22 protein-coding genes and 1 riboswitch are annotated in these 20,816 nt (G+C 50.0%); of the genes, 10 read left to right on the plus strand and 12 right to left on the minus strand.

Annotation, left to right across the window (positions count from 1 at the left end; translation table 11 throughout):
• Window positions 1-3 precede the first annotated feature (3 nt).
• The 7 genes from HC352_RS00660 to HC352_RS00690 all read right to left on the minus strand — a co-directional run bounded on the left by HC352_RS00660 (window position 4) and on the right by HC352_RS00690 (window position 6,869).
• Entirely contained in the window at window positions 4-2,187 is a 2,184-nt protein-coding gene (locus HC352_RS00660) for a heavy metal translocating P-type ATPase (protein WP_247645200.1), read from the minus strand.
• Window positions 2,184-2,414, minus strand: coding sequence for a heavy-metal-associated domain-containing protein (locus HC352_RS00665; protein WP_168917118.1), 231 nt, complete (start codon window positions 2,412-2,414; stop codon window positions 2,184-2,186). The genes HC352_RS00660 and HC352_RS00665 overlap by 4 nt, the downstream gene beginning before the upstream one ends.
• Before the next feature lie 85 nt (window positions 2,415-2,499).
• On the minus strand, window positions 2,500-3,963 hold the full coding sequence (locus HC352_RS00670) for a hypothetical protein (protein WP_168917119.1): 1,464 nt from the start codon (window positions 3,961-3,963) through the stop codon (window positions 2,500-2,502).
• An 84-nt stretch (window positions 3,964-4,047) separates the two neighbouring features.
• On the minus strand, window positions 4,048-4,734 hold the full coding sequence (locus HC352_RS00675; RefSeq protein WP_168917120.1) for a DedA family protein: 687 nt from the start codon (window positions 4,732-4,734) through the stop codon (window positions 4,048-4,050).
• A gap of 13 nt (window positions 4,735-4,747) precedes the next feature.
• Window positions 4,748-5,152: a phage holin family protein gene (locus HC352_RS00680; protein WP_168917121.1), complete on the minus strand. Its 405-nt coding sequence runs from the start codon at window positions 5,150-5,152 to the stop codon at window positions 4,748-4,750.
• A gap of 38 nt (window positions 5,153-5,190) precedes the next feature.
• Entirely contained in the window at window positions 5,191-5,973 is a 783-nt protein-coding gene (locus tag HC352_RS00685) for a YwiC-like family protein (RefSeq protein WP_256367952.1), read from the minus strand.
• Between the two features lie 2 nt (window positions 5,974-5,975).
• The gene (locus tag HC352_RS00690; protein WP_168917123.1) at window positions 5,976-6,869 is read right to left on the minus strand and encodes a hypothetical protein; all 894 of its coding nucleotides are present in this window, start codon (window positions 6,867-6,869) and stop codon (window positions 5,976-5,978) included.
• A gap of 90 nt (window positions 6,870-6,959) precedes the next feature.
• On the opposite strand from HC352_RS00690, the gene aroD reads away from it, so the two are divergent.
• Window positions 6,960-7,736: a type I 3-dehydroquinate dehydratase gene (gene aroD, locus HC352_RS00695; RefSeq protein WP_211080679.1), complete on the plus strand. Its 777-nt coding sequence runs from the start codon at window positions 6,960-6,962 to the stop codon at window positions 7,734-7,736.
• A gap of 108 nt (window positions 7,737-7,844) precedes the next feature.
• On the opposite strand, the gene HC352_RS00700 is transcribed toward aroD, so the two are convergent.
• Entirely contained in the window at window positions 7,845-8,348 is a 504-nt protein-coding gene (locus tag HC352_RS00700; RefSeq protein ID WP_168917125.1) for a phosphoribosyltransferase, read from the minus strand.
• Window positions 8,349-8,616: 268 nt separating this feature from the next.
• On the opposite strand from HC352_RS00700, the gene HC352_RS00705 reads away from it, so the two are divergent.
• Genes HC352_RS00705 through HC352_RS00720 form a run of 4 tightly spaced genes read left to right on the plus strand, consistent with a single transcriptional unit; the run spans window position 8,617 to window position 12,099 of the window.
• Window positions 8,617-9,555, plus strand: a complete 939-nt coding sequence (locus tag HC352_RS00705; RefSeq protein ID WP_168917126.1) for a metal ABC transporter substrate-binding protein — start codon at window positions 8,617-8,619, stop codon at window positions 9,553-9,555.
• Window positions 9,552-10,310 (plus strand): metal ABC transporter ATP-binding protein, encoded by a 759-nt coding sequence (locus HC352_RS00710; protein WP_247645201.1) that lies wholly within the window; start codon window positions 9,552-9,554, stop codon window positions 10,308-10,310. Before HC352_RS00705 ends, HC352_RS00710 begins: the two co-directional genes overlap by 4 nt.
• Window positions 10,292-11,236, plus strand: a complete 945-nt coding sequence (locus HC352_RS00715; RefSeq protein ID WP_247645202.1) for a metal ABC transporter permease — start codon at window positions 10,292-10,294, stop codon at window positions 11,234-11,236. The genes HC352_RS00710 and HC352_RS00715 overlap by 19 nt, the downstream gene beginning before the upstream one ends.
• Window positions 11,233-12,099, plus strand: coding sequence for a metal ABC transporter permease (locus HC352_RS00720; RefSeq protein ID WP_168917127.1), 867 nt, complete (start codon window positions 11,233-11,235; stop codon window positions 12,097-12,099). The genes HC352_RS00715 and HC352_RS00720 overlap by 4 nt, the downstream gene beginning before the upstream one ends.
• Here HC352_RS00720 and HC352_RS00725 read toward each other — a convergent pair.
• Entirely contained in the window at window positions 12,096-12,767 is a 672-nt protein-coding gene (locus HC352_RS00725) for a metal-dependent transcriptional regulator (protein ID WP_168917128.1), read from the minus strand. The genes HC352_RS00720 and HC352_RS00725 overlap by 4 nt on opposite strands.
• A 96-nt stretch (window positions 12,768-12,863) precedes the next feature.
• On the opposite strand from HC352_RS00725, the gene dcd reads away from it, so the two are divergent.
• From dcd to HC352_RS00750, 5 genes are all read left to right on the plus strand, one after another.
• Window positions 12,864-13,445, plus strand: a complete 582-nt coding sequence (gene dcd / locus HC352_RS00730; RefSeq protein ID WP_168917129.1) for a dCTP deaminase — start codon at window positions 12,864-12,866, stop codon at window positions 13,443-13,445.
• A gap of 124 nt (window positions 13,446-13,569) precedes the next feature.
• Complete coding sequence (locus HC352_RS00735) at window positions 13,570-13,818, plus strand: DUF4235 domain-containing protein (RefSeq protein WP_168917130.1); 249 nt, start codon at window positions 13,570-13,572, stop codon at window positions 13,816-13,818.
• 52 nt (window positions 13,819-13,870) lie between these two features.
• A riboswitch (TPP riboswitch) is annotated at window positions 13,871-13,977 on the plus strand.
• A 63-nt stretch (window positions 13,978-14,040) separates the two neighbouring features.
• A complete protein-coding gene (locus HC352_RS00740) occupies window positions 14,041-15,117 on the plus strand; it encodes a thiamine ABC transporter substrate-binding protein (protein ID WP_168917131.1) in 1,077 nt (358 codons plus the stop codon).
• Between the two features lie 29 nt (window positions 15,118-15,146).
• A complete protein-coding gene (locus HC352_RS00745) occupies window positions 15,147-16,856 on the plus strand; it encodes an ABC transporter permease (protein WP_168917132.1) in 1,710 nt (569 codons plus the stop codon).
• A 13-nt stretch (window positions 16,857-16,869) separates the two neighbouring features.
• Window positions 16,870-17,523, plus strand: coding sequence for an ABC transporter ATP-binding protein (locus tag HC352_RS00750; RefSeq protein ID WP_168917133.1), 654 nt, complete (start codon window positions 16,870-16,872; stop codon window positions 17,521-17,523).
• 4 nt (window positions 17,524-17,527) lie between these two features.
• Here the strand turns inward: HC352_RS00750 and HC352_RS00755 are convergent, their stop codons facing one another.
• The 3 genes from HC352_RS00755 to HC352_RS00765 are packed head-to-tail and all read right to left on the minus strand — an operon-like array spanning window position 17,528 to window position 20,801.
• Window positions 17,528-18,922, minus strand: coding sequence for a family 20 glycosylhydrolase (locus tag HC352_RS00755; RefSeq protein ID WP_168917134.1), 1,395 nt, complete (start codon window positions 18,920-18,922; stop codon window positions 17,528-17,530).
• Window positions 18,922-19,815: a carbohydrate ABC transporter permease gene (locus tag HC352_RS00760; protein ID WP_168917135.1), complete on the minus strand. Its 894-nt coding sequence runs from the start codon at window positions 19,813-19,815 to the stop codon at window positions 18,922-18,924. Before HC352_RS00760 ends, HC352_RS00755 begins: the two co-directional genes overlap by 1 nt.
• Window positions 19,812-20,801 (minus strand): carbohydrate ABC transporter permease, encoded by a 990-nt coding sequence (locus HC352_RS00765; protein ID WP_168917136.1) that lies wholly within the window; start codon window positions 20,799-20,801, stop codon window positions 19,812-19,814. Before HC352_RS00765 ends, HC352_RS00760 begins: the two co-directional genes overlap by 4 nt.
• Window positions 20,802-20,816: the final 15 nt, after the last annotated feature.

A 20,816-nucleotide genomic window follows, 5' to 3' on the forward strand; every position in this document is an offset into this window, starting at 1 on the left:
AGATTATTGCGCGTTGCGTAACCGTAAGGAATTAGCTACCACGATCACTGACGAACTTGCCATTGCGATCGCCGCCAGTCCGGGTGCGATTATTCCGAAAACGGCTAGCGGGATAGCAATCAGGTTGTAGCCGAAGGCCCAGGCTAGGTTTTCTTTAATGATGCGTAGCGTCTTGTGGCCAATGCGCAGCATCTTTGGAATGACGTTGATACGTGATTCGACGATAGTGACGTCAGCACTTGCTTGGGCCACATCGGTTCCCGATCCCATGGCGATGGACAGGTCAGCTGCGGCGAGGGCGGCGGCATCGTTGATACCGTCGCCTACCATCGCAACTTTCTTGCCTTGGGCGTGAAGCTGAGTGATGATGGCGTATTTGTCTTCCGGTAACACGTTGGCATGAACGGTGGTGATTCCGAGCTGGTTGGCGATGGTGGTGGCACTGGCAAGATTATCGCCGGTGATCATCATTGGTTCGATGCCTTGTTCGTGCAACCAGGTAAGTGCTTCGATGGCGTCGGTGCGGATGGTGTCACTTAAGACAGCGTAGCCATAGAACTCATTGTGGCTACCGCAGGCGACGATCGTGCCCGGCTCGTCTAGGGGTGGAACCGGCACTTGATTTTCGCGCAGCCACGCAAAACTTCCGGCGTAGATCTGTTCGCCATTTAAGCGGGCGCTGAGGCCCCGGCCGGCTTCTTCACGAACATCGGTGACGGTGGCCGGTTCGACGCCGCGTTGTTGTGCGCCGGATACGAGTGCGCGCGCCAGGGGATGGTTCGAGTGGGCTTCGATGCCAGCAAGGATGGCGAGGGTATCGGTTGTGGTGTGGTTGACGACGTCGACGATGGCCAGTTCGCCGGTGGTGAGGGTTCCGGTTTTATCGAGTGCGATAGCGTCTAACGAGTGAGCGTTTTCCAAGGCTTCAGGGCCGGAAATGAGGACGCCATGCTGGGAGAGACGGCCAGAGCCGACCAGCAACGCGGTGGGGGTTGCTAAACCTAAGGCGCAAGGACAGGCGACGACAAGCACGGTGATGGCTGACGATAACGCCATATCGAGAGAGTTGTCGAAGACGAAGATGCGCACCAGCAAGGTGGCGAGTGCAATAAGGAGTACCCCGGGTACGAAAACGGAGGCGATTTGGTCCGCCAGGCGCTGGATAGGAGCTTTACCTACCTGTGCTTGTTCGAGGAGTTTGCCCATCTGTGCCAGCGTGGTATCGGAACCGACGCGGGTTGCTCGGATGCGTAACGATCCGTTGGTCAGGATGGTTGCGCCGATAACGGGATCGCCGTCGCGCACGTCAATCGGGGTGGATTCGCCGGTGATCAGGGAGGCGTCAACTGCACTTGTTCCGGAAACAACGATTCCGTCGGTTGGGATTTTTTGGCCAGTATGTACGGCGAAGATATCGCCGACGGCTAGCTCGGCTGCGGGGATGGTTTCATCAGCTTCACTGCCGTCGGCTCGTTGGACGAGCTGAGCTGAGGGTGCGCCGGTTGAGAGCAATAGCCGTAACGCGTCACCAGCTCGCCGCCGAGAACGTGATTCGAGCCAGCGTCCCAACAGAAGGAAGGTGACGATCATGGCTGCTGATTCGACATAGATATGTGTGTGGCCGTGCGCGTCGAGGCTGAGTAGTCCGCTCATTGACATGGTGTAGCCGATCTCGCCAGCACCGCCGAAGAATAGTGCCCATAGTGACCAGCCCATGGACGTGAGTACGCCTATGGAGACCAAGGTATCCATAGTTGATGCCCCGTGCCGGCCAGCAGCGAATGCGGCTTTATGGAAGGGCCATCCGCCCCAGAAAGCCACCGGGATTCCCAGTGTAGTGATAACCCATTGCCACCCAGCGAACTGCCAGGCGGGAATCATCGATAAGAAAATAATAGGAATACTCAAGATTGCCGACACGATAAATCGACGACGTAAGTCAGCACTTCGGGCAATAGAATCTGAATTATCTGGTACCTGATCGTGGATGATACTAGCACCGTATCCAGCCTTTTCTACTGTGGCAATAAGATCTGCTTCAGTAAGGTGTGGTGGATATTCGACGTGTGCACGTTCCGTTGCCAGATTAACGACGGCGTTGACGCCGTCGACTTTATTCAGTTTCTTTTCTACTCGTGCTGAGCATGACGCGCAGGTCATGCCGGTAATCTTGAGATCAATATTCACTTAGTGACAATGCTTTCTACAGTGTAATTGCCGGCTTCGCTGACGGCTTCGCGGATATCGTCGTCGGAAATTGGTGATGTGGAATCAAAGGTGACAACGGAGGTGGCTCCCGCGTTGAGCTGCACATCAATATTGGATACGCCAGTTAGTTCGGAAAGTTCATCAGTGACGTGCTGTGCGCAATGGCCACAGGTGAGTCCGGAAACGTGAAGAGTTGTTGATGACATGGGAAGTCCTTTCATTTTTAACTATTTCGCCCCGCCACTAATGATGACACAAGTAGCAGGGCGAAAGGAAGAGGGAGTGCTTAGGCTAGTTTTGGGTAGCTGAAATATTGGCAGTGAGATCAGTATTAGACGTAGCCTTCTGAGTTGCTCCGGCACCGAAAACACTGGTGGGAGTGGAGACCGAAAGAACCTTGGCACTGAGCCATTCGGGAACTTCATGACCGCTCTTTTCGACGATCGCTAATTCACTAAGCCACTGGTCTTGAGGTACTTGGTCAGCGTATGGAGGCTGGACTTTAGCGTTGAGCGAAACAGTTCCTTGGCCTTCTTTAACAGCATGAAGCACGATCGTGAAGAAAGGACCTTCGCCAGAAGCAATTCGCAGTTTCTTTAATTGGCGCAAATAATGCAGGATTGCTGTGGGGATCACTTTTAGGCGGGCGCCTTGGTCTTCCCCAAGTTTCGCGTTCGCTTCATAGACGACGTGGTCGCCAATTATTTGAACTTGTAAGGATACTTCAGTCCACGACGGCGGAGTGGTTTGGCCAAGGAGGTTAAAGACTTCTTGGACGAGTGCATTTTGATCTGTGATATTAAATGGTTCAGTGCGAGTTGCAGTGACTGCCGGACGGTCTGCAACTGACCAAGAAACCGGGGTGGCTTCTTGCTTTCCTTTATTTTCCAAGTGTTCCGGTGCCGCAAGTGCAGTGTAGGTGGCACCTGCCCAGCGTTGGAAATTGACCTGTGAACAGTAAGGGGCATCGGTGAGGAGTGAAACGATATGGAATTTTATCTCCCCATCCGAGGTGGACACTGCACGTAAAATACGCACTGGAATCCCCGATAGTTGGGCAACTGCTAACTGCGTGAAAACTCGAAGTGAATCATCATAAGCGATACGTTTTGCCCATAGTCCATTATTGAGTTGTTCGAAGCCTTCTTCATTGTCTGGAGCAAAAGGTGCAACAAGGGTGAGGGCAACGGGTTGCCCATCGACTACCTCAACATCACAAGGAATTTCACCCCAGTCGCGCTGGACAACAGCACCGGCATACGGAGAAGGGACCCCGGCAACAAATGATCCGGTTTCAATATTTTCCCAACCGAAAGCAATGCCGTGGTAGACCCCGCGCAAAACAGGTTCGGATTCACCAGGGAAGAATCGCCATAAGCGTGAACCAGCAGTTAACCGGCAGGGATCAAGGAGGAGGAGATCTGTGCGAACGCCGCCGCCTTCAGCAACACCAGTGCCATCATAAGGGGCAAAATCAATGACGCCACCACGAAATGCTTGCGGATGAAGAGGGCCTACAGCTTGGCGAGCATGGGTAAATGCATCAGCTGGTATATGGAGAACATCAAGAGGAGCATCATCGCTAAATGGCGAATCAGGGAAGCGTAGATGCAATAAATCTAGCAGTGCGCTTACGTCCGTCACCTCAGCGACCTCAGCGGCATCTACGGCAAAACCGGCAACAAGATCATAGCCGTGGTCAAGAAATGATTGAGCTTGGCTGTCTGAAACAGCGACAAGATATGTGGTAGTCACGTCGTACCCCTTCGTTGGTTTGTCTGATACCAACGATACCGGGCTAGTTCCTAAAGCGGTAATTCGCTAGTGTGCTAGGTGATATTACAGTTCGTGACGTTTGCGTGCCCGCAACCGTACGACAGTCCATCCCACAAGTGCAAGAACAACGATAACCGCCATAATCTTCGATGCTAGGCCAACGTATTGTTCAACTAATGACCAGTTTTCGCCCAACATGAAACCTGCTCCGATAAGGGCAGTATTCCAGATCAACGACCCGCATGTGGTGAGCACGATGAATAGTGGAATATTCATTTTGATGACACCTGCGGGTAATGAAATGAGGGAACGGAAAATAGGAAGCATCCGTCCGAAAAATACTGCCGGGCGTTCGTATTTTTCAAAAAATGCTTCGGTTTTATCGACGTCGGACTCTTTAGTTAATGGTAACCAGTTCAAAAACGCGCGGGTGCGCTCGCGGCCAAATAAATAGGCGATACCGTAAAGAATCAGTGCCCCAGCCAGCGATCCAATGGTGGACCAAAAAAGTGCCCCAAGAAACGTCAACGAACCGCCTTTTGAAGCAGTAAATCCAGCAAGAGGCAGAACAACTTCAGAGGGAATAGGTGGGAAAATATTTTCAATCGCAATGATTAAAGCGACGCCTAATCCGCCTAACTTATTCATCAGTTCAACTGTCCAACCAGCAATTCCAGATAAGTCTTGGGAGTCGCTTGCTTGTACCGCGGCAATGAATAACGACGATGAATACACAGAAGTTGTTAGCATGAGGTCTAGTATGTCATCGCTTGACGCCGGGCACGATAAGATCGAGAGCGGTGTTGACCACGGATATGAGTATTCCGCCAGCTAGTGCCCAAGCGAAACTTTCGATAGCGATACCTACTCCTAGTTGGGCAGAAATCCATGCCGTGAGAGCTAACATAAAGGCATTGATGACGACGAAGATCAGGCCGAGCGTCAGAATGTATAGTGGCAGGGATAAAAGTTTGACAACTGGACGAATAAAGGTATTAACAACTGCCAAAATTGCCCCAGCAATGCACACAGTTATTGCGGTGCGCAGGCGCGGATCTAGGGTGGAAAGTTGATCAAAATTTACTTCGCGGAGAGTGATTCCGCTGAGCATCAATGTTGTTACCCATAACGCTATTCCATTACATACGACTCGAATTAGAAACTTCATAGTTTCAGCTTATCAGGTGAGGATTTGCCAGGTGGCGATCACCCTAGGAGCGTCACAGTAACCGCGATAGATGCGATAATCTCGCCTATTCCAAGTATTTTTGCACTGACCCACCCGTGACGTTCACCCCAGGTGGGTACTGCCCAGGCGCGAATAGTTAATACGAGCCATACGAGTGTGTGCCAGGTGGATAGTTGTTCGTCGTCGGCAAACCAGAAACCGGTTGATGCGAGAGCCGATAAGCTGGTGAATAAGAGGTGCCAGATAACTGATAGTACTAGCCAAGAACGGTTGGCTCGCTGACGAATATTTGTTTTCACATAGAACACTGTTCCCAAAAAATACCCGAATACCAGTGTGGTCATCAGCCACATGTGATGCGGTGTTACTGGCGGATCGCCGGCCATACTTACCTGGTAGGAAACGGGAAGAAGTAACGATGCTGCTAACACTGTTACTGTGTCGTTGAGCATTGACCGGTCAGCACGGATAGCAGATTGCCAGAATGTGATGACAATTAACGGCAGAAAAATGGGAACCCAGACAAGCAGGTGTGGGGCAGTGAGGGCAAGGCTGACGCCTAGGATCAGACACGGAATTGTGTAGCTAATAACTGGAGGTAGAAATCGTTTTTTCCGTCTCGAACGCAGCCATAATCCAATGGCGAAAAAGTCAAAATATCCAAGCCACCATAAAGCGAGGAGGAGGACGTGACGCCAATTAAAACCACCAGCAACAATACCAAGGATCGGCGGAATAATGATCATGGCCCAAGCGCCATGATAATGAGGGATCCAACGCGCGGAGGATCTTGGGCGCATAATTAGAACTTCCGGAGGTTTTCCCGGCTGAGAGCAAAACCGTGACCGGTGAACTCAGACCAACACGTAATGCCACTCGATTCAACCGTGCACACATAACCGTGGTTAGCCAAGACAGTTCCGTAATCGTACTGGGTTTCTGCATCGACACGTGACAGGCATGTACTCAACGGTTCGTTCATTGCCGGGTCAATCCGCACTGTTGCGGGTTGACCACTACAACCGGACGGAGCTTGCCACGAATAATTATTGATTGTGCATGCAACACCGTCGGATTCAATCGAACAATGAATGTTTTCTAGTCCTGTTGTAAAGCGTCCGGTAGGTGTTTGTGCTCCTTGGGGTACGGGGCGTTGCCGAGTGATCCAGCTGGCGTCTTTCACGAGAGCGTTAATTTGTGGTGGGGCTTGTGGATCAACTAAGGCGTGTTGTACGGCTAATAAATGCGGGATGTGATCCCGGCAGGTGCGGTCCAGGGTGGCCAGCGCATCCGTCACTAGTTTTTGTGCTGTCTCATCCCATTGTTGGGATGATGTTGCGGCTAATACGAAATCAAAAATAGGCACAGCATCGGCCATCGGATCGCTACATGAGGAGGTTGTTACGGCATTGTTCATTTGTTCGCCGTCGAGCGGACTGGCTGCCGGATCAGGTTTGCTTTCGGGTGGGATTGTTTGTGGCTCAGCTTGTTGCGAAGGCGCGGAAGCGGTGGGCGGGTTAGACGTTTCGGCAACATTCCGGCCTTGCCCGATAACAAACATAAAGAGCAAAATAATAGCGACGACGACTAGGGCGCCTAGGCTTGCTAAAAAGAAATAGAACGGGCCTTTAGCAATCGGTAATGATGATTGTTCAGGGGCGTTGGCTGAATCGAACTGGTCGAGGTTGATCGACATATACTCCCCTTATCTCACCAATGTGTTGTGTTTTCACGGCACACTTTACCTGATAAGGAGACACTACGGTATCGTGGAACTAAAAGGTGAGTGCGAAGTAAAGGAGCTGGAATGATTTTTTCCCCTCACGCGCGAACGATTATTGTGCCGTTATTAGGTACGACGCCGGCAATGCTGGTGCAAGAAGCACATGATGCGCAAGAAGCCGGAGCTAATGTGGTTGAATGGCGCGTTGATATGCTCTTCGGTGATCATCCTAATTTTTCGTTTTCTCATCTTGGTTCAGAGATTATTCCACAGTTACTTCAGGCAACGAGCTTGCCGATTCTCCTTACTATTCGCACTGCGAAGCAGGGTGGAGAAATCAAGGTAAGTGATGGCCGTTACCGGCTACTTTTGGCAGAAATGCTTGACACCTTATTGCAATTAGGTGTGCCAGGTGAACGTATTGCGGTTGATATTGAATACTGGCATCGTGCGGCTCCGGACATAGCACGACGTGCCCAAGACTTAGGTTTTACTGTTGTGGTTTCAGATCATAATTGGATCGCTACTCCGGATACCGAAATTTTACACATAATGTTTGACGATATTTTGGCTATTGAAGGAGTGGTGGCCAAGCTGGCTGTTACGGCGCAGACTCCGGATGACGTTGAACGGCTTTTGCAAGCAACTCGGAACGTCACGCAAGAAACGGGCCGGATGGTGATTGCCGTGTCAATGGGGGAATTGGGCCGGCGGGCCCGTATTGAAGGCTGGAAGTATGGGTCAGTTGCAACATTCGCAGCTGTTTCCCGGCCCTCAGCTCCAGGGCAGCCGCATATTTCTGAGTTGTTAAATAATAGCGGTCAAGATACGGATAACTAGATATTTAGTCAGGGCAAACCTTATGGAGGGCAAACCTTATGGAGGGCAAACCTTATGGGAGGTTGGATCAGTAATGATCCAACCTCCCATAAGGTTTATGTCAAAGTTTTAGTTATTTGGTGTTACTGGTGGCTGTGAAGACCACGGGAATACGATCCACTTATCGGTTGGTTTCCATGAGAAATCAGGGTCAATTACCGAGCGTGGCTTATTGTAAATGACGGCGGAACGTACATCGGCTTCGAGCTCGGTGAGCATATCAACTGCCATTTTTAAGGTACGGCCGGAATCAGCAACGTCGTCAACAATGAGGAGTTTTTTGCCTTTAATTGATTCGGTATCAAGGAGCGGTTCGAGGAGAACAGGATCAGGCAATGTTTCTTCGATATCGGTGTAGAATTCGATATTCATTGCATCTGAAAGTTTAGTGCCTAGAGCATATGCGAGCGCACCAGCAGGCAAAAGCCCGCCGCGAGCAATAGCGATAATGACTTCTGGGCGGAAGCCTGAATCGGCGATGGTTTGAGCCAGTTCGCGCATTGCAACGCCAAACTGATCCCAAAGGAGAACTTCTTTTCCGGTCAAATCGGTGGTATCTGCATGGTATGCCATGGAACGATATTACCCCCTTGGTGCATTGTTGGCTTGCTAGGTTCGTATGATGAGAGGCGTTTCCCGGATTGTGGATACGTCGCCTAGCTGTTGAGGGTGGGGAAATGCGGGAAATAATGTTGGGATTGATAGAAAGCGAGACATTCGCCACGATTCTTTATAACTAAGGCCCCCCTAAGTTATAGTTTGAATGTTGTGTTAAGCGGGTGTCGCTTACTGCATGTTGTTATCAGACAAAATACTGTCCACGTTACTGAAAGAGTTTTCCATGAAGATTCGTTCCGCATTTAAAGCCGGATTTACCGCACTTGTTGCCGGTGCATTCATGTTGTCAGGATGTTCATCCGCGACTGAAGAAAAAGCCGATAAGCAGCTTACTGTGTTTGCAACAACCGGTTATATTGCTGACGCTGTCGCAAACATTGCGCCAGATGCCAAGGTTATTACAATGGTTGGTCCAGGTGGCGATCCGCACACATACCAGCCAACCACTAAGGACATCGAAGAGCTACAAAACGCTGATGTTGTACTCTGGAGTGGCTTGCACCTCGAAGCACAAATGCTCGATAAGCTCCAGTCTCTCGGAGATAAGCAGGTCGCCGTCGGTGAAACCCTTGATGAAAAGTACTTGTTGCCATGGCCAGAAACTGATGCCGATGGCCACGAGCTTCACGATCCACACATCTGGAACGATCCAGAAGCATGGTCGTTAGCGGTTCAAGCTGCTGCCGATAAGATCGCAGAAATCGATCCAGACCACGCTGATATGTACCAAGAGAACGTCACCAAGTACCGGGAAGAAATCAAGACAACAGTTGAAGAAGCAAAGAAGCTCCTCGATAAAGTAGCTGAACCACGCATCCTCATTTCCGGACACGACGCATTCAATTACTTCGGCCGAACCTTCAACCTTGAAGTTCATGCCACCGACTTCGTTTCTTCCGAAGCAAAGCTTTCCACTCAAGAAATCTCGGAACTTGCGCAACTCATTTCTGATAAGAAGGTTCCGGTCATCTTCCTCGATAACCTTGCAAACCCACAAGCAATCAAGGCTTTGCAAGAAGCTGTTCACGCTAACGGCTGGGATGTGAAGATTTCGGATGAAGAACTCTTCGCTGATTCTCTCGGCGCCGAAAAGGGTGTTGATACCTACTTAGGAACCCTTATGCATAACGCAAAGGCTGTTTCAGAGGCACTGTCGAAGTGAATCACGCACTAACAACTAACACACCGGCATGTTCGACGTCTAACATGTCGGTGTGTTACCGCGTTGATCCAGTTTTATTCGGCGTCGACTTCACTGTTCCAGAAGGTGTGGTGATGGGAATTGTCGGGCCAAACGGTGCCGGTAAATCTACCCTCATTAAAGCCATGCTTGGATTAGTGAAGCCATTAACGGGTTCCGCTCAATTCTTTGGCCAGCCCCTAGCGCGTGTGCGAGACAGAGTCGGATATATGCCGCAAAGTGTCTCAGTGGATTGGGATTTCCCAACTACTGTTATTGACGTTGTTACTATGGGTACTTACGGTAAGCTCGGCTGGCTCCGTCGGCCCGGACGTAAAGAACGCGCCCAAGCGCTCCAAGCCCTTGAAAATACGGGTATTGCAGAACTCGCCAATCGTCAGATTGGGGAGCTTTCTGGTGGCCAGCGGCAACGCGTATTCTTAGCTCGGGCACTAGTTCAACAGCCCGATATCTATTTCATGGATGAGCCCTTTCAAGGCGTCGATGCGAAAAGCCAGCGCGCTATCGTTGATGTTTTGCACCAATTGCGCTCAGAAGGAAAAACAGTGGTCATCGTTCATCATGATCTGAACACTGTGGCTGACTATTGTGACCACGTCACGTTACTCAATCGCCATATTGTTGCTTCCGGTCCATGTGAACAGACTCTGACCGATAGCAATATCCGTACCACCTACCAGGTGGCGGATAACGACGAATGGGCAAATTTCTCATGACTCTTGCGGAATTCTTTTCTGATCACACGTTTCGAATGGTTTTCTTCGGCACAATGATTATCGGATTTGTTGCGGGAGCTCTCGGTTCGTTTGCCTATTTGCGTAAACAATCAATGATCTCTGACGTCATATCCCATTCGGCGCTACCGGGAACTTTAGCAGCATTCTTAGTCTCCGTCGTCATCTTGCATACTGATGGTCGAAATATGCTCGCACTGATTATTGGCGCGATTATTGTTGGTACATCTGCCGTACTGTTCACACAATGGATTGTCCGCAACTCTAAAGTGCACGTAGATTCAGCAATGGCAGTGACATTATCGTTGTTCTTCGGTGCTGGCATGTTGCTTATGCGCATAGTTGCTGATGGTGCATTCCCCGGTAAAGGCGGGATCCAAGATTACCTATTCGGCAACGCGTCAACAATTACTCGCGAAGATCTCTACACCTCGTTAGCAGTTGGCGGAATCGCATTAGCAATCCTTGCGATTTGTTGGAAAGAATTCGCTATCCGTACTTTTGATCCAGTCCATGCAGCCATGATGGGAGTACGTGGCAAGCTTATCGATACGTTAATGTTTGCCACCATTGTGATTGCGTCAGTGATTGGTGTGCGAGCAGTTGGCTTGGTAGTGATGATTGCCTTTGTGATCACCCCACCAGCAGCTGCCCGCCAATGGACTACCCGGTTGGGATCCATGGTGATGCTTTCAGCTATTATTGGTGCGGTTGGTTCCGGAATTGGAGCTTATCTCGCAGTATCTCTTGGAAAAGTGCCAACCGGACCGATGATTGTTTTAGTGTTATTCGCAATTTTCGTGGTGTCATTAATATTTTCCCCACGGCGTTCACTAATTATGCAAGCACTTGCTCGGCAGCGTGCCCGTCGCGATCTGAAAAACTACTTATTAGGACGTCACGTATGAGCTTCGTCGTTGGCACTAGCCTTCTCGCTATCGTTACTGCACTCGTTTGCGCGCTACCGGGATCATTCATTGTTTTGCGGCAGAGCTCGATGCTTGTGGATGCCATGAGTCACGCTATTTTGCCCGGAATTGTTGTCGGTTATTATGTGACGAATGATTTCGATTCACCGTTGTTAATTGTAGGTGCGGCCGTTGCCGGTCTAGTTGTTGTCCTGGGTAACGATTGGCTAATGCGTTCCGGATTTGTTTCTGGTGATGCTCCGCAGGGGTTAATTTTCCCAATGCTTTTTTCAGTTGGCGTTATCCTGATTTCGCTCAACTTTGGCAACCTTCACTTAGATACCCACGTGGTGCTATCTGGAGATTTGAACCTAGCTGCTTGGCATCAGCTGACCATTGGCGGGGTGTCTATCGGCCCTAAATATTTATATGTGTTGCTCATTGTGTTCGTGCTGAACGCAGTTGTTCTTTGGTTCATGTATCCCCGGTTGAAAATCACCAGTTTCGATCCATCTTTCGCCAGCACGATCGGTATTCGTGCCCGGTGGGTGGACACGATATTCATGTTCCTTGTTGCCGTCACAGTTACTGCGGCTTTTAATGCGGCTGGCGCAGTCCTAATCATTGCATTAATGATTGCACCTGCTGCGACTGCTCGCCTCGTGAGTAATTCCATGAAACATATGCTCATTGGGACGATGGTGATTGCGGTTGCCGGCGCAATAGTTGGGTTCTGGATTGCCTACGTGTTACATGCGCCAACCTCAGCAGCTATGGCAGTGTGTTATGGATTGGCTTTTGCCACCGTGCTTATCGTTGGTAAAGCTGGACAGTTTGTGCACCAAGCTCAGCGGGTAGATTAAACTGGGCTGACCCAAATTGCCCGTAACGCGCCACTTCCTAATAAAACTGGGGAAGCCCCGTCGACGGCGATTTCGATTGATTCAGAATAAGGGGCCGGTGGTTTGGCATCGATAACGGCACCGTAAGTAATATTGTGACTTTCAAAGAAGCGGAGCAGTTCGGGGTCATTATCGGCAATACGTTCCACATGGAACCGTCCACCACCATCAATCGAACTCAGGAGAACTGCTTGGGGACGCACAATAGTGCCATCAGCTGCAGGAATAGGATCGCCGTGCGGGTCGCGTTTCGGATTACCAAGACGGTGTGCCATGCGTTCAACTAACACGTCCGACACTGCATGTTCTAATACTTCAGCTTCGGTATGAACCTCGTCCCAGGCATAACCGAGGACGTTAACTAAGAATGTCTCGATCAGCCGGTGGCGGCGTACCATAGCAACAGCTAATGCCTGACCTTTTTTAGTTAAGTGCACAGCTCCATAGGGAGCATGATTGACAAGGCCTTGGTCTTTGAGCTTGCGAATAGCATCGGATGCGGTAGAGATTTTAACCCCGGTACGAGCAGCTAAAAGAGATGCTGTAACTGGTTCGTCAGACCATTCACCCAATGACCATATTGCTTTAACATAATTTTGAGTGCTCTCAGATAATGCAGAAACCGCCATGTCTGCATAGTAACATGACTCCTATGTTGCCGGAAAACAAGAATATGTGTTGGCTAGTTTTCCACAGGCAGGCCAAAACAATGGCACAATAGAAGTATGCTTTTATCTGATCGCGATATTGCCCATTATGTTCGTGCTGGCCGGATCGAACTTGATCCGTGGGATCCAGCTATGATTCAGCCTTCAAGTGTGGATGTTCATTTAGATCGTCTGTTTCGACTTTTTGACAACCATAAATATGACGTGATCGATCCTGCTGTGGAGCAGCCGGATCTGACGCGGCTTGTTGAAGTTGATAATGACGGAGCTTTTATTTTGCACCCGGGTGAGTTTGTTTTAGGCGCAACCTTTGAACATATTTCCTTGGGCGACGACGTTGCTGCTCGGTTGGAGGGTAAGTCCAGTTTAGGCCGGCTGGGTTTGCTTACTCATTCCACGGCGGGTTTCATTGATCCGGGGTTTTCTGGGCATGTCACTTTGGAGTTATCAAATACGTCGACGATGCCGATTAAGCTTTATCCAGGAATGAAGATTGGGCAACTGTGTTTCTTTCAGCTGTCATCTCCAGCAGTTGAGCCGTATGGAGTTGGATCCAATCAGTCGCGGTATCAAGGCCAACATGGGCCAACTGCTTCACGCTCATATATGAATTTTCAGCGAATTGACGTGTCCCGTTAGCTCGGTTATGAGAGACGATAGGATCAACACGAATATGGTCGACGCTTATGCCCGAGTTTTCGTGACACGGTAAACTGGATTTGTGTGTCTGCTAGAGCTCGTGGCAGGCCAGTGAGGAAGGGAAATGATGAACCTCGGATACCGACTTATGGGTTTAGCGACCGGCGCTGTGGCTGGAATGGTTGCTCGGCAAGTTGTGACAATTGTATGGGAAAAAGGTTTTGGTAAGCCTACCCCGCAAGGTGATGAGACTGATGTTGATCTACCATTGGCGCAGATTGCGATATTTGCAGCTGTTACTGCTGGTGTCACTGCCTATGTGAATGAGGCAATGGGGCGCAAGACAGCGCAATGGTATGGCAAAGAAGACTAAAACGATTATCACCTACCAGTCGTCGTCGATGCTCTAGGCAATGGTAGGATTGTCAGTGTCACAGGGGAGCGCGAGTGCGCTGAGAGTGTGGAGAATATGCCACAGACCCTCATACCTGATCCGGGTTATACCGGCGTAGGAAGTTGAGTTCTCTCGTTGTTGGCATGGCTGCATACCGGTAGCTATACACAACAGGCCCTTCATAACGTAGTGATGGAGGATATGATGATTAATCGAAAAATAACTCTTGCGGTGCTCAGCGCTGGTGTATTGGCACTCAGTGCATGTACTTCAAGTGTGCCAAGCCAAAAGAATGCTGAGGAATCGAACCAGGGAAGCACTCAGAGCCTGGCTATTGTCAAGGTTGTCACTAATGGGTCATTCACCCTTCCAGATGAAGTGTTGGCTGATTTCACCAAGGAAACTGGAATGAAGGTTGAGCTGCTCGACGGTGAAGAGTCTGGCACGCTTGATTCGAAACTTATTTTAACCAAGGCTAATCCGGTTGGTGATGTGGTTGTTGGATTGACTGCCAACAATATTATCCAGGTTGCCGAAGCTGGTGTTTTTGACACCTCTGCGAAGGTTTCCGGCCCGGCAGGTGCAGAAAAGTATGCTGTTTCCGGTGCTGAGGGTGCTATTGCTTTTGATCGCTCCGATGCCTGCTTCAACTACGATATTGCTTATTTCAAGGACAAGGGTTTAACTCCACCAGCTGGCTTGGAAGATTTAGTGAAGCCAGAGTACAAGAATCTTACTGTTATTCAAGATCCGTCCAAGTCGGATACGGGCTTTGCTCTTCTTGCTTCCACTATTTCGCACTTTGGTGAAGATGGATATGTTGATTATTGGAAGCAGCTATTGGCAAATGGCACTAAGGTTGACGCTGGTTGGAAAGATGCCTATCAGGTTGATTTCACAGCTGGTGAAGGAAAGGGTGCTTACCCAATCGTGATGTCTTATGCATCCTCACCATTCTGGACAATCAACGAAGCCGGAGATGCTTCCAGCACGGCTAATGTTGCTGGTGGTTGCTACCCAGTTGTGGAATATGCTGGAGTGCTCAAGGGTGCTGCAAACGTTGAAGGTGCTCAAAAGTTCTTAGAGTGGCTGAGCACACCACAGATGCAGACTGTGATTGCTAAGGAAAACGTGACTTACCCGATCGATGAGTCAGCTGAGCTACCTAAGGGTATGGCTGAGTTTGCGCCACGTCCGGATGCTGTGAAGCCGTTGGATGCGAAGAAGATTGCTGAATCGAAGGAACTGTGGATTACCTCGGTGACAGAGTTGTTCTAGTTTCTTGCCGTTCTAGTTCATGATCGAACATGATGACAAAACTTTTAGTACAGCGCCCGCTTTTGTGGTGGGCGCTGTGCGCTAGTATCCCAGCTATATTTCTTGCTCTGTTCTTTTTTGCTCCCGTGGCAGATTTGTTGAGTCTGGGAGTTGCAGAGCTGATAGATAGTTGGCACAGTGGCGGGTTTACTGGGCTGCTCGGACAGTTTTCTAAGGCGCGCGTGGGGAGCGCGGTGGCAACCACTCTTGGTTTGGCGTTTGCTGGTACCGTGCTGTCAGTTGCGGTTGGGGTACCAGCTGCTTATGTTTTATATCGCACACGTTTTCCTGGGCAAAATGTGTTACGTTTTTTGATTGTTTTTCCGTTCGTTCTGCCAACAATTGCGGTTGCTACGGCGTTTCGTTCCCTGTACGACGACGGTGGACTGCTTGGTTTCCTCGGGCTTGCCGGTTCGCCGGTGCTTATTGTGCTAGCAATGATGTTTTTCAACATTTCAGTCATTGTGCGCACTGTGGGTGCCGCATGGAGTTCCCTGAATCCGAACTATGAAGCAGCGGCGCGGACTTTGGGAGCATCGCCTTTGCGAGCCTTTACCTCTGTGACGTGGCCGCAGCTAGCTCCAGCAGTGTATTCGGCATCAACTCTTGTATTCCTCTATTGTTCTACCTCCTACAGTTTGGTAATGATTTTAGGAACGACGCGCACTCGTACGTTGGAAACTGAAATCTATCGGCAAACCGTGCAATTCCTCAATCTTGGCACGGCTGCATTATTGTCCCTAGTCCAAGCAATCATCGTGGTTATGGCGTTGATTGTCTCTCAATGGGTGAGTAAACGAGCAACGGCGTCTGACGCAAACTCACGTTTTGTGCGCACGCCACCACGTATTACCCGTGTTCAACGTCCAATGGTAGTAGTGGTTGTCGTTATTGTCGTCGTATTAATTGTGCTTCCGATTCTCCAGGTCATTATTCGTTCATTGCGACGTAATGGTGAGTTCACGTTCGCCAATTTCACTGACCTTTTCCGTCCGGGTGCTGCGCGTTCGGTAGATTTTGCGATCGCGTCAACCATCTGGCAGTCACTATCAGCGGCTATTTATGCCACGGTGATCGCCGTTGTTATCGGAGTTACGGTATCGCTTCTTGTTACTCGTAAACTCCGGATTCGGCGGCATATATGGCGACGAATCACTGGATTTTATGATGCGTTGTTTATCTTCCCAGTGGGAATTTCTTCAGTGACATTGGGCTTTGGCATGCTTGTGTCCCTGGGGGGATCTTTGCGGTTCGTTGCTGATTCACCACTGTTGCTACCACTTACGCAAGCACTCGTCGCATTACCGATTCTGATTCGGACGATTGTTCCTATGCTCGATGGTGTTAATCGAAACCTTTACGGGCCAGCCCTTACCCTGGGAGCTTCTCGTTTCCGAGCATTTTTCACAGTTGAAGGGCCAGTTCTTGTCCGGGCGCTTGGGGTTGCTGCCGGTTTTGCGTTTGCGATTAGTATTGGGGAATTTTCGGCTACCTCATTTCTGGTGTTGCAACGCGAACCGACTTTGCCGGTCATGATTTATCAGCTTGTTGGCCGGGCGGGTGCCGCAGACCAGGGCATGGCCTACGCTGGAACAGTCATTTTGTGTGCAATCACGGCATTGGTGATGGTGATTGTGGAGATGTTAAGCAAGCCGGGCAGTTCGCGTATCCGGAGCAGTAAGCGTACCCCGGAGGAATGACGGAGAAAACAACATGAGTATGATTGAGGTATTGCACGTTAGCTTGACCTATCCTGATGGTTTTCATGCGTTACGGGATGTCAGTGTGCGGGTTGCACACGGTGAAATTGTTGCGTTGCTCGGAGCTTCGGGCTCGGGTAAATCTACGCTGTTGCGTGCGATTGCCGGGCTCGAACCAATCGACGGTGGTCGTATTATGGTAGGCGGACATGATATGGATGGCGTGCCGCCGCATCGCCGGAATATTGGCATGGTTTTCCAAGACGGGCAGTTGTTTCCGCATCGTAACGTGGCACGCAATGTTGGGTACGGTTTAGAAATGGCCGGAGTTAAGCGTAGTGAACGTGAAATACGGGTGTCCCAGATGCTCGACGTCGTCGGCTTGTCCGGGTTTGAAAAACGAGAGGTGGGCACGCTTTCCGGTGGTCAAGCCCAGCGGGTAGCCTTAGCGCGCTCGCTAGCCCCGCGGCCTCATGTTCTTTTGTTGGACGAACCGCTTTCTGCACTTGACCAAGAATTGCGGGAAAGGTTGGCGGTAGACGTGCGCCAGATTCTGAAGAAAGCCCAGATGACGGCCGTGTTTGTTACTCACGATCCAAATGAAGCCGCTACGGTTGCTGACCGTGTATTGCGCATGGCAGATGGCAAAATGAAAGAAAAAGAATAATCGATTAGGAAATCTGCCAGCAGCGTGCCGCAAACTCAGCTAGCGGTTCGCGGATTCCTGCTGCTACCTCAGCTGGAGTTTGCGCATCGGGCTGATCGGACCAGATTGAGAAGAATGCACCTACTAGCTGGTGTGGGTATCTGCCATTTTCCGGACGGATTTCTTGAACCGGAGAAGCTGAACCGTCCGCTGGTAGCTGCGGGAAAAGACCTGGATGCCAGTTCGCAGCCGCTATCCGCTCCGAGGTTGGATAACGATACCCAGCGTTTTGTCCTAAAACATAATAAAACAGTGAATCATTGAAATTAACGATCCGATAATTGGCGGCCAAAGCAGCTGAAACTGGGCGCATATCCGCATGCCAGTTGGTCCACCACGTCAACACGATCTCCGGATCGAGTTGGACAATGTTTCCCCGAAGCATTCCATCATTCCACACCCGGGGAATAAAACCGCGGGTCTTGAGATGAGTAGCAATCTGATTAACAAAATCTGTTAATAGATCGAAACCATTCGCATCTACACCGAACTTACGTTGGGCAGTTTGGGCCAACACGGGGTATTCGGAAATGCGCGCAAAATCAACAAACTCATCGCCCCCAAGATGCCAAGATCGGCATTCTTTGAAAAGATCAGCAAAATCATCGATCAGTGCACGTGCAAAATCAACTGCTTGAGGTAACGCAATATTAAGAGCATGGCCAGTATCTGGAATTGCTAACGGTTCGGCTCCAGGCGCTAGATGTGCGGGTGGAAGTTGTAATTCTGGAAAGGCGGACAATGCTTTTCTTAAATGTCCAGGCATATCCAACGAAGGAATAATCTCCACATACAGATCACGTGCCAGAGCGAGAATCTCGCGAGCTTCGGCACGCGTAATATGATGCTCGGAAACGATCTGTGGAAAAGCTTGAGATTCTAACCGGAACCCCTCATTTTCCGAAAAATGCCACTGGATAACACTAAGCCCAAGTGAGGCAGCTTCCCGGATACGATCTTTCATCCACTGGGCATCAAAATACTTACGAGCCGCATCAATATGCAAGCCGCGTTCAGCTACCAATGGTGACAGCCGAATTGTGCCACACGGGACACAGCCGTGTTCATCAAGCAAAGATAATAGGTGGCGCGTTGCGCGGAAAATTCCTACCGGAGCTGATACGGTGATAATGATTGTTGTTTCCGAGACGTCAATCATCGCATCTTCTGGATTATTAACCGATTGGGTAGCAACCTGCATAATAATCCGAAGCTCAGTATCCGCAGCATCGTCAATATTCGTAGCCAGTCCGCGTTCATCGAAATCAGCTATTAATCGCTGTGCTTCATGACGGGACATGGCATCGGAAACGATGGCAACCGTCGTCGTCGGAATCCACCCGCAACGCGCCTTAACCATTACTGCTTCACGCCACCTTCCTCGACGCCCTTAAAGAACTGCTTTTGCAATGTGGCGAACAGGATAATAATCGGTACCAATGCAATCATCGTGCCAGCCGCAATAACACGCGGATTAGCGGCAAAGTTAGAATTCAAATACTGCATACCAACAGTCAACGTGTACTTTGCTGGATCGGACAAGACCACCAACGGCCACAAGAAGTCATCCCATGCACCAATGAATGCGAACAAGGCGATAACTGAAACCATACCACGAATATTTGGCCAAACAATATGACGTAACCGTTGGTACGTGTTAGCGCCATCGATCGTTGCCGCATCCAACACATCCGGCGGGATCATGCGGCATGCCGCGGCAATCAACAACACGTTAATCGCCGAAATTGCACCGGGTAAGAACACACCCCAAAGCGTGTTTGCCAACCCTAACGACTTGACGGTTAAATACTGGCTTGTCAAAGTAACTTCGCCTGGCAGAAGCAGGGTAGAGAAGAAAATCGCCATGATGATTCCCTTGCCCTTAAACTTCAAACACCCCAGCGCATAGCCACCCAAGGTTGCAAAAATAATATTCGAAACAACTGTTCCTACACCGACAAGCAATGAATGCCAAGCGTAGCTAAGAACTGGGATAGTACGGAATACTTCGGCGTAATTCGACAGTGTTGGCTCTTGCGGAATAATCGTTGGTGGGAAATCGTAAATATTTTCGGAGGCTCCCTTAAATGAGGTAGATAACTGCCACAAGAATGGGAAAACCATTAATGCCAATACAGCAAACAACAGAACATACTTGCCGATCAGACCAGCCAACGACGGCTTCATGATGTCCGAGGAGCCGCGAGTGCGGAAGGCGCGATCATGGCGGACGAAATCAGTGGACGTGCTCATGCGGAGATTCCTTCCTTAACTGCGTTAGCTGCTGGCGCGGCAGCGGTTTGCTTGGCAAGTTTAAGAGTAGCTTTGTGGGCTTTACGAGTGCGGCGAGCTGCAAGGGCATCACGGAGCATATCGCCATTGTTAGAAATACCTACGATAAGAAGTGGGATTAATGTTAGGAGGAACAGGACAAGGGAGATAGCTGATGCATAACCGACCTGGCCGTTGAGGCCTTTACCGCTTGCCTGGATCAACATAACAACGCTCATTGCGCGCCCGCCGGGGCCACCTGAGCCATTGGATAAGACGTAGAGTTCAGTAAAGATACGCATAGCAGCAACGCAAATTAATACTGACACTAACAACATTGGGCCGCGCACGCCAGGAACTGTTACAGACCAGAACCGACGCCATTTGCCGGCGCCGTCAAGGGCGGCTGCTTCGTGTAGATCTCGGCCAACATTACCTAATGCGGCGAGGTAGACAACCATGTAGTATCCCAGGCCCTTCCACACGGTCAAGCCAATAGCACAACCGATTAAGAGCCAGCGATCAGACAAAAACTCTACTGGACGGTCAATCAAACCAAAGAATTTCAATGCTTCATTAATGGTGCCGTTGCCAGAGAAGAGGAACTCCCACACAATCGCCACCACAACTGCTGAGGCGATAACAGGGAAGTAGAATGTGGTACGGAAAAACCCGATACCAGGAATTTTATTGTGCACTAACAGCGCCAAGAGGAGTGGCAGGAATGTTAGTAGCGGTACACAGACGACGACGTAGACCAGCGATGTTGTCAACGCATAGATAAAACGTTCGTCGCTAAAAAGTGCATAGAAGTTTTGTAACCCAACAAACTTTGCTGGACGAAGAGGACGAGCGTCAGTAAACGCTAGTGCCACCGTGTTAAGGAATGGCCAGAGTGCAAATACAAGCACCCAGATCACTCCCGGGAGTGTCAATAGATACGGGGTATACCATTTTTGTCGTTTCATTCGCTCATCCCCTTC

It is taken from the genome of Arcanobacterium buesumense, assembly GCF_012563545.1.
GTDB classification, from domain to species: Bacteria; Actinomycetota; Actinomycetes; order Actinomycetales; family Actinomycetaceae; genus Arcanobacterium; species Arcanobacterium buesumense.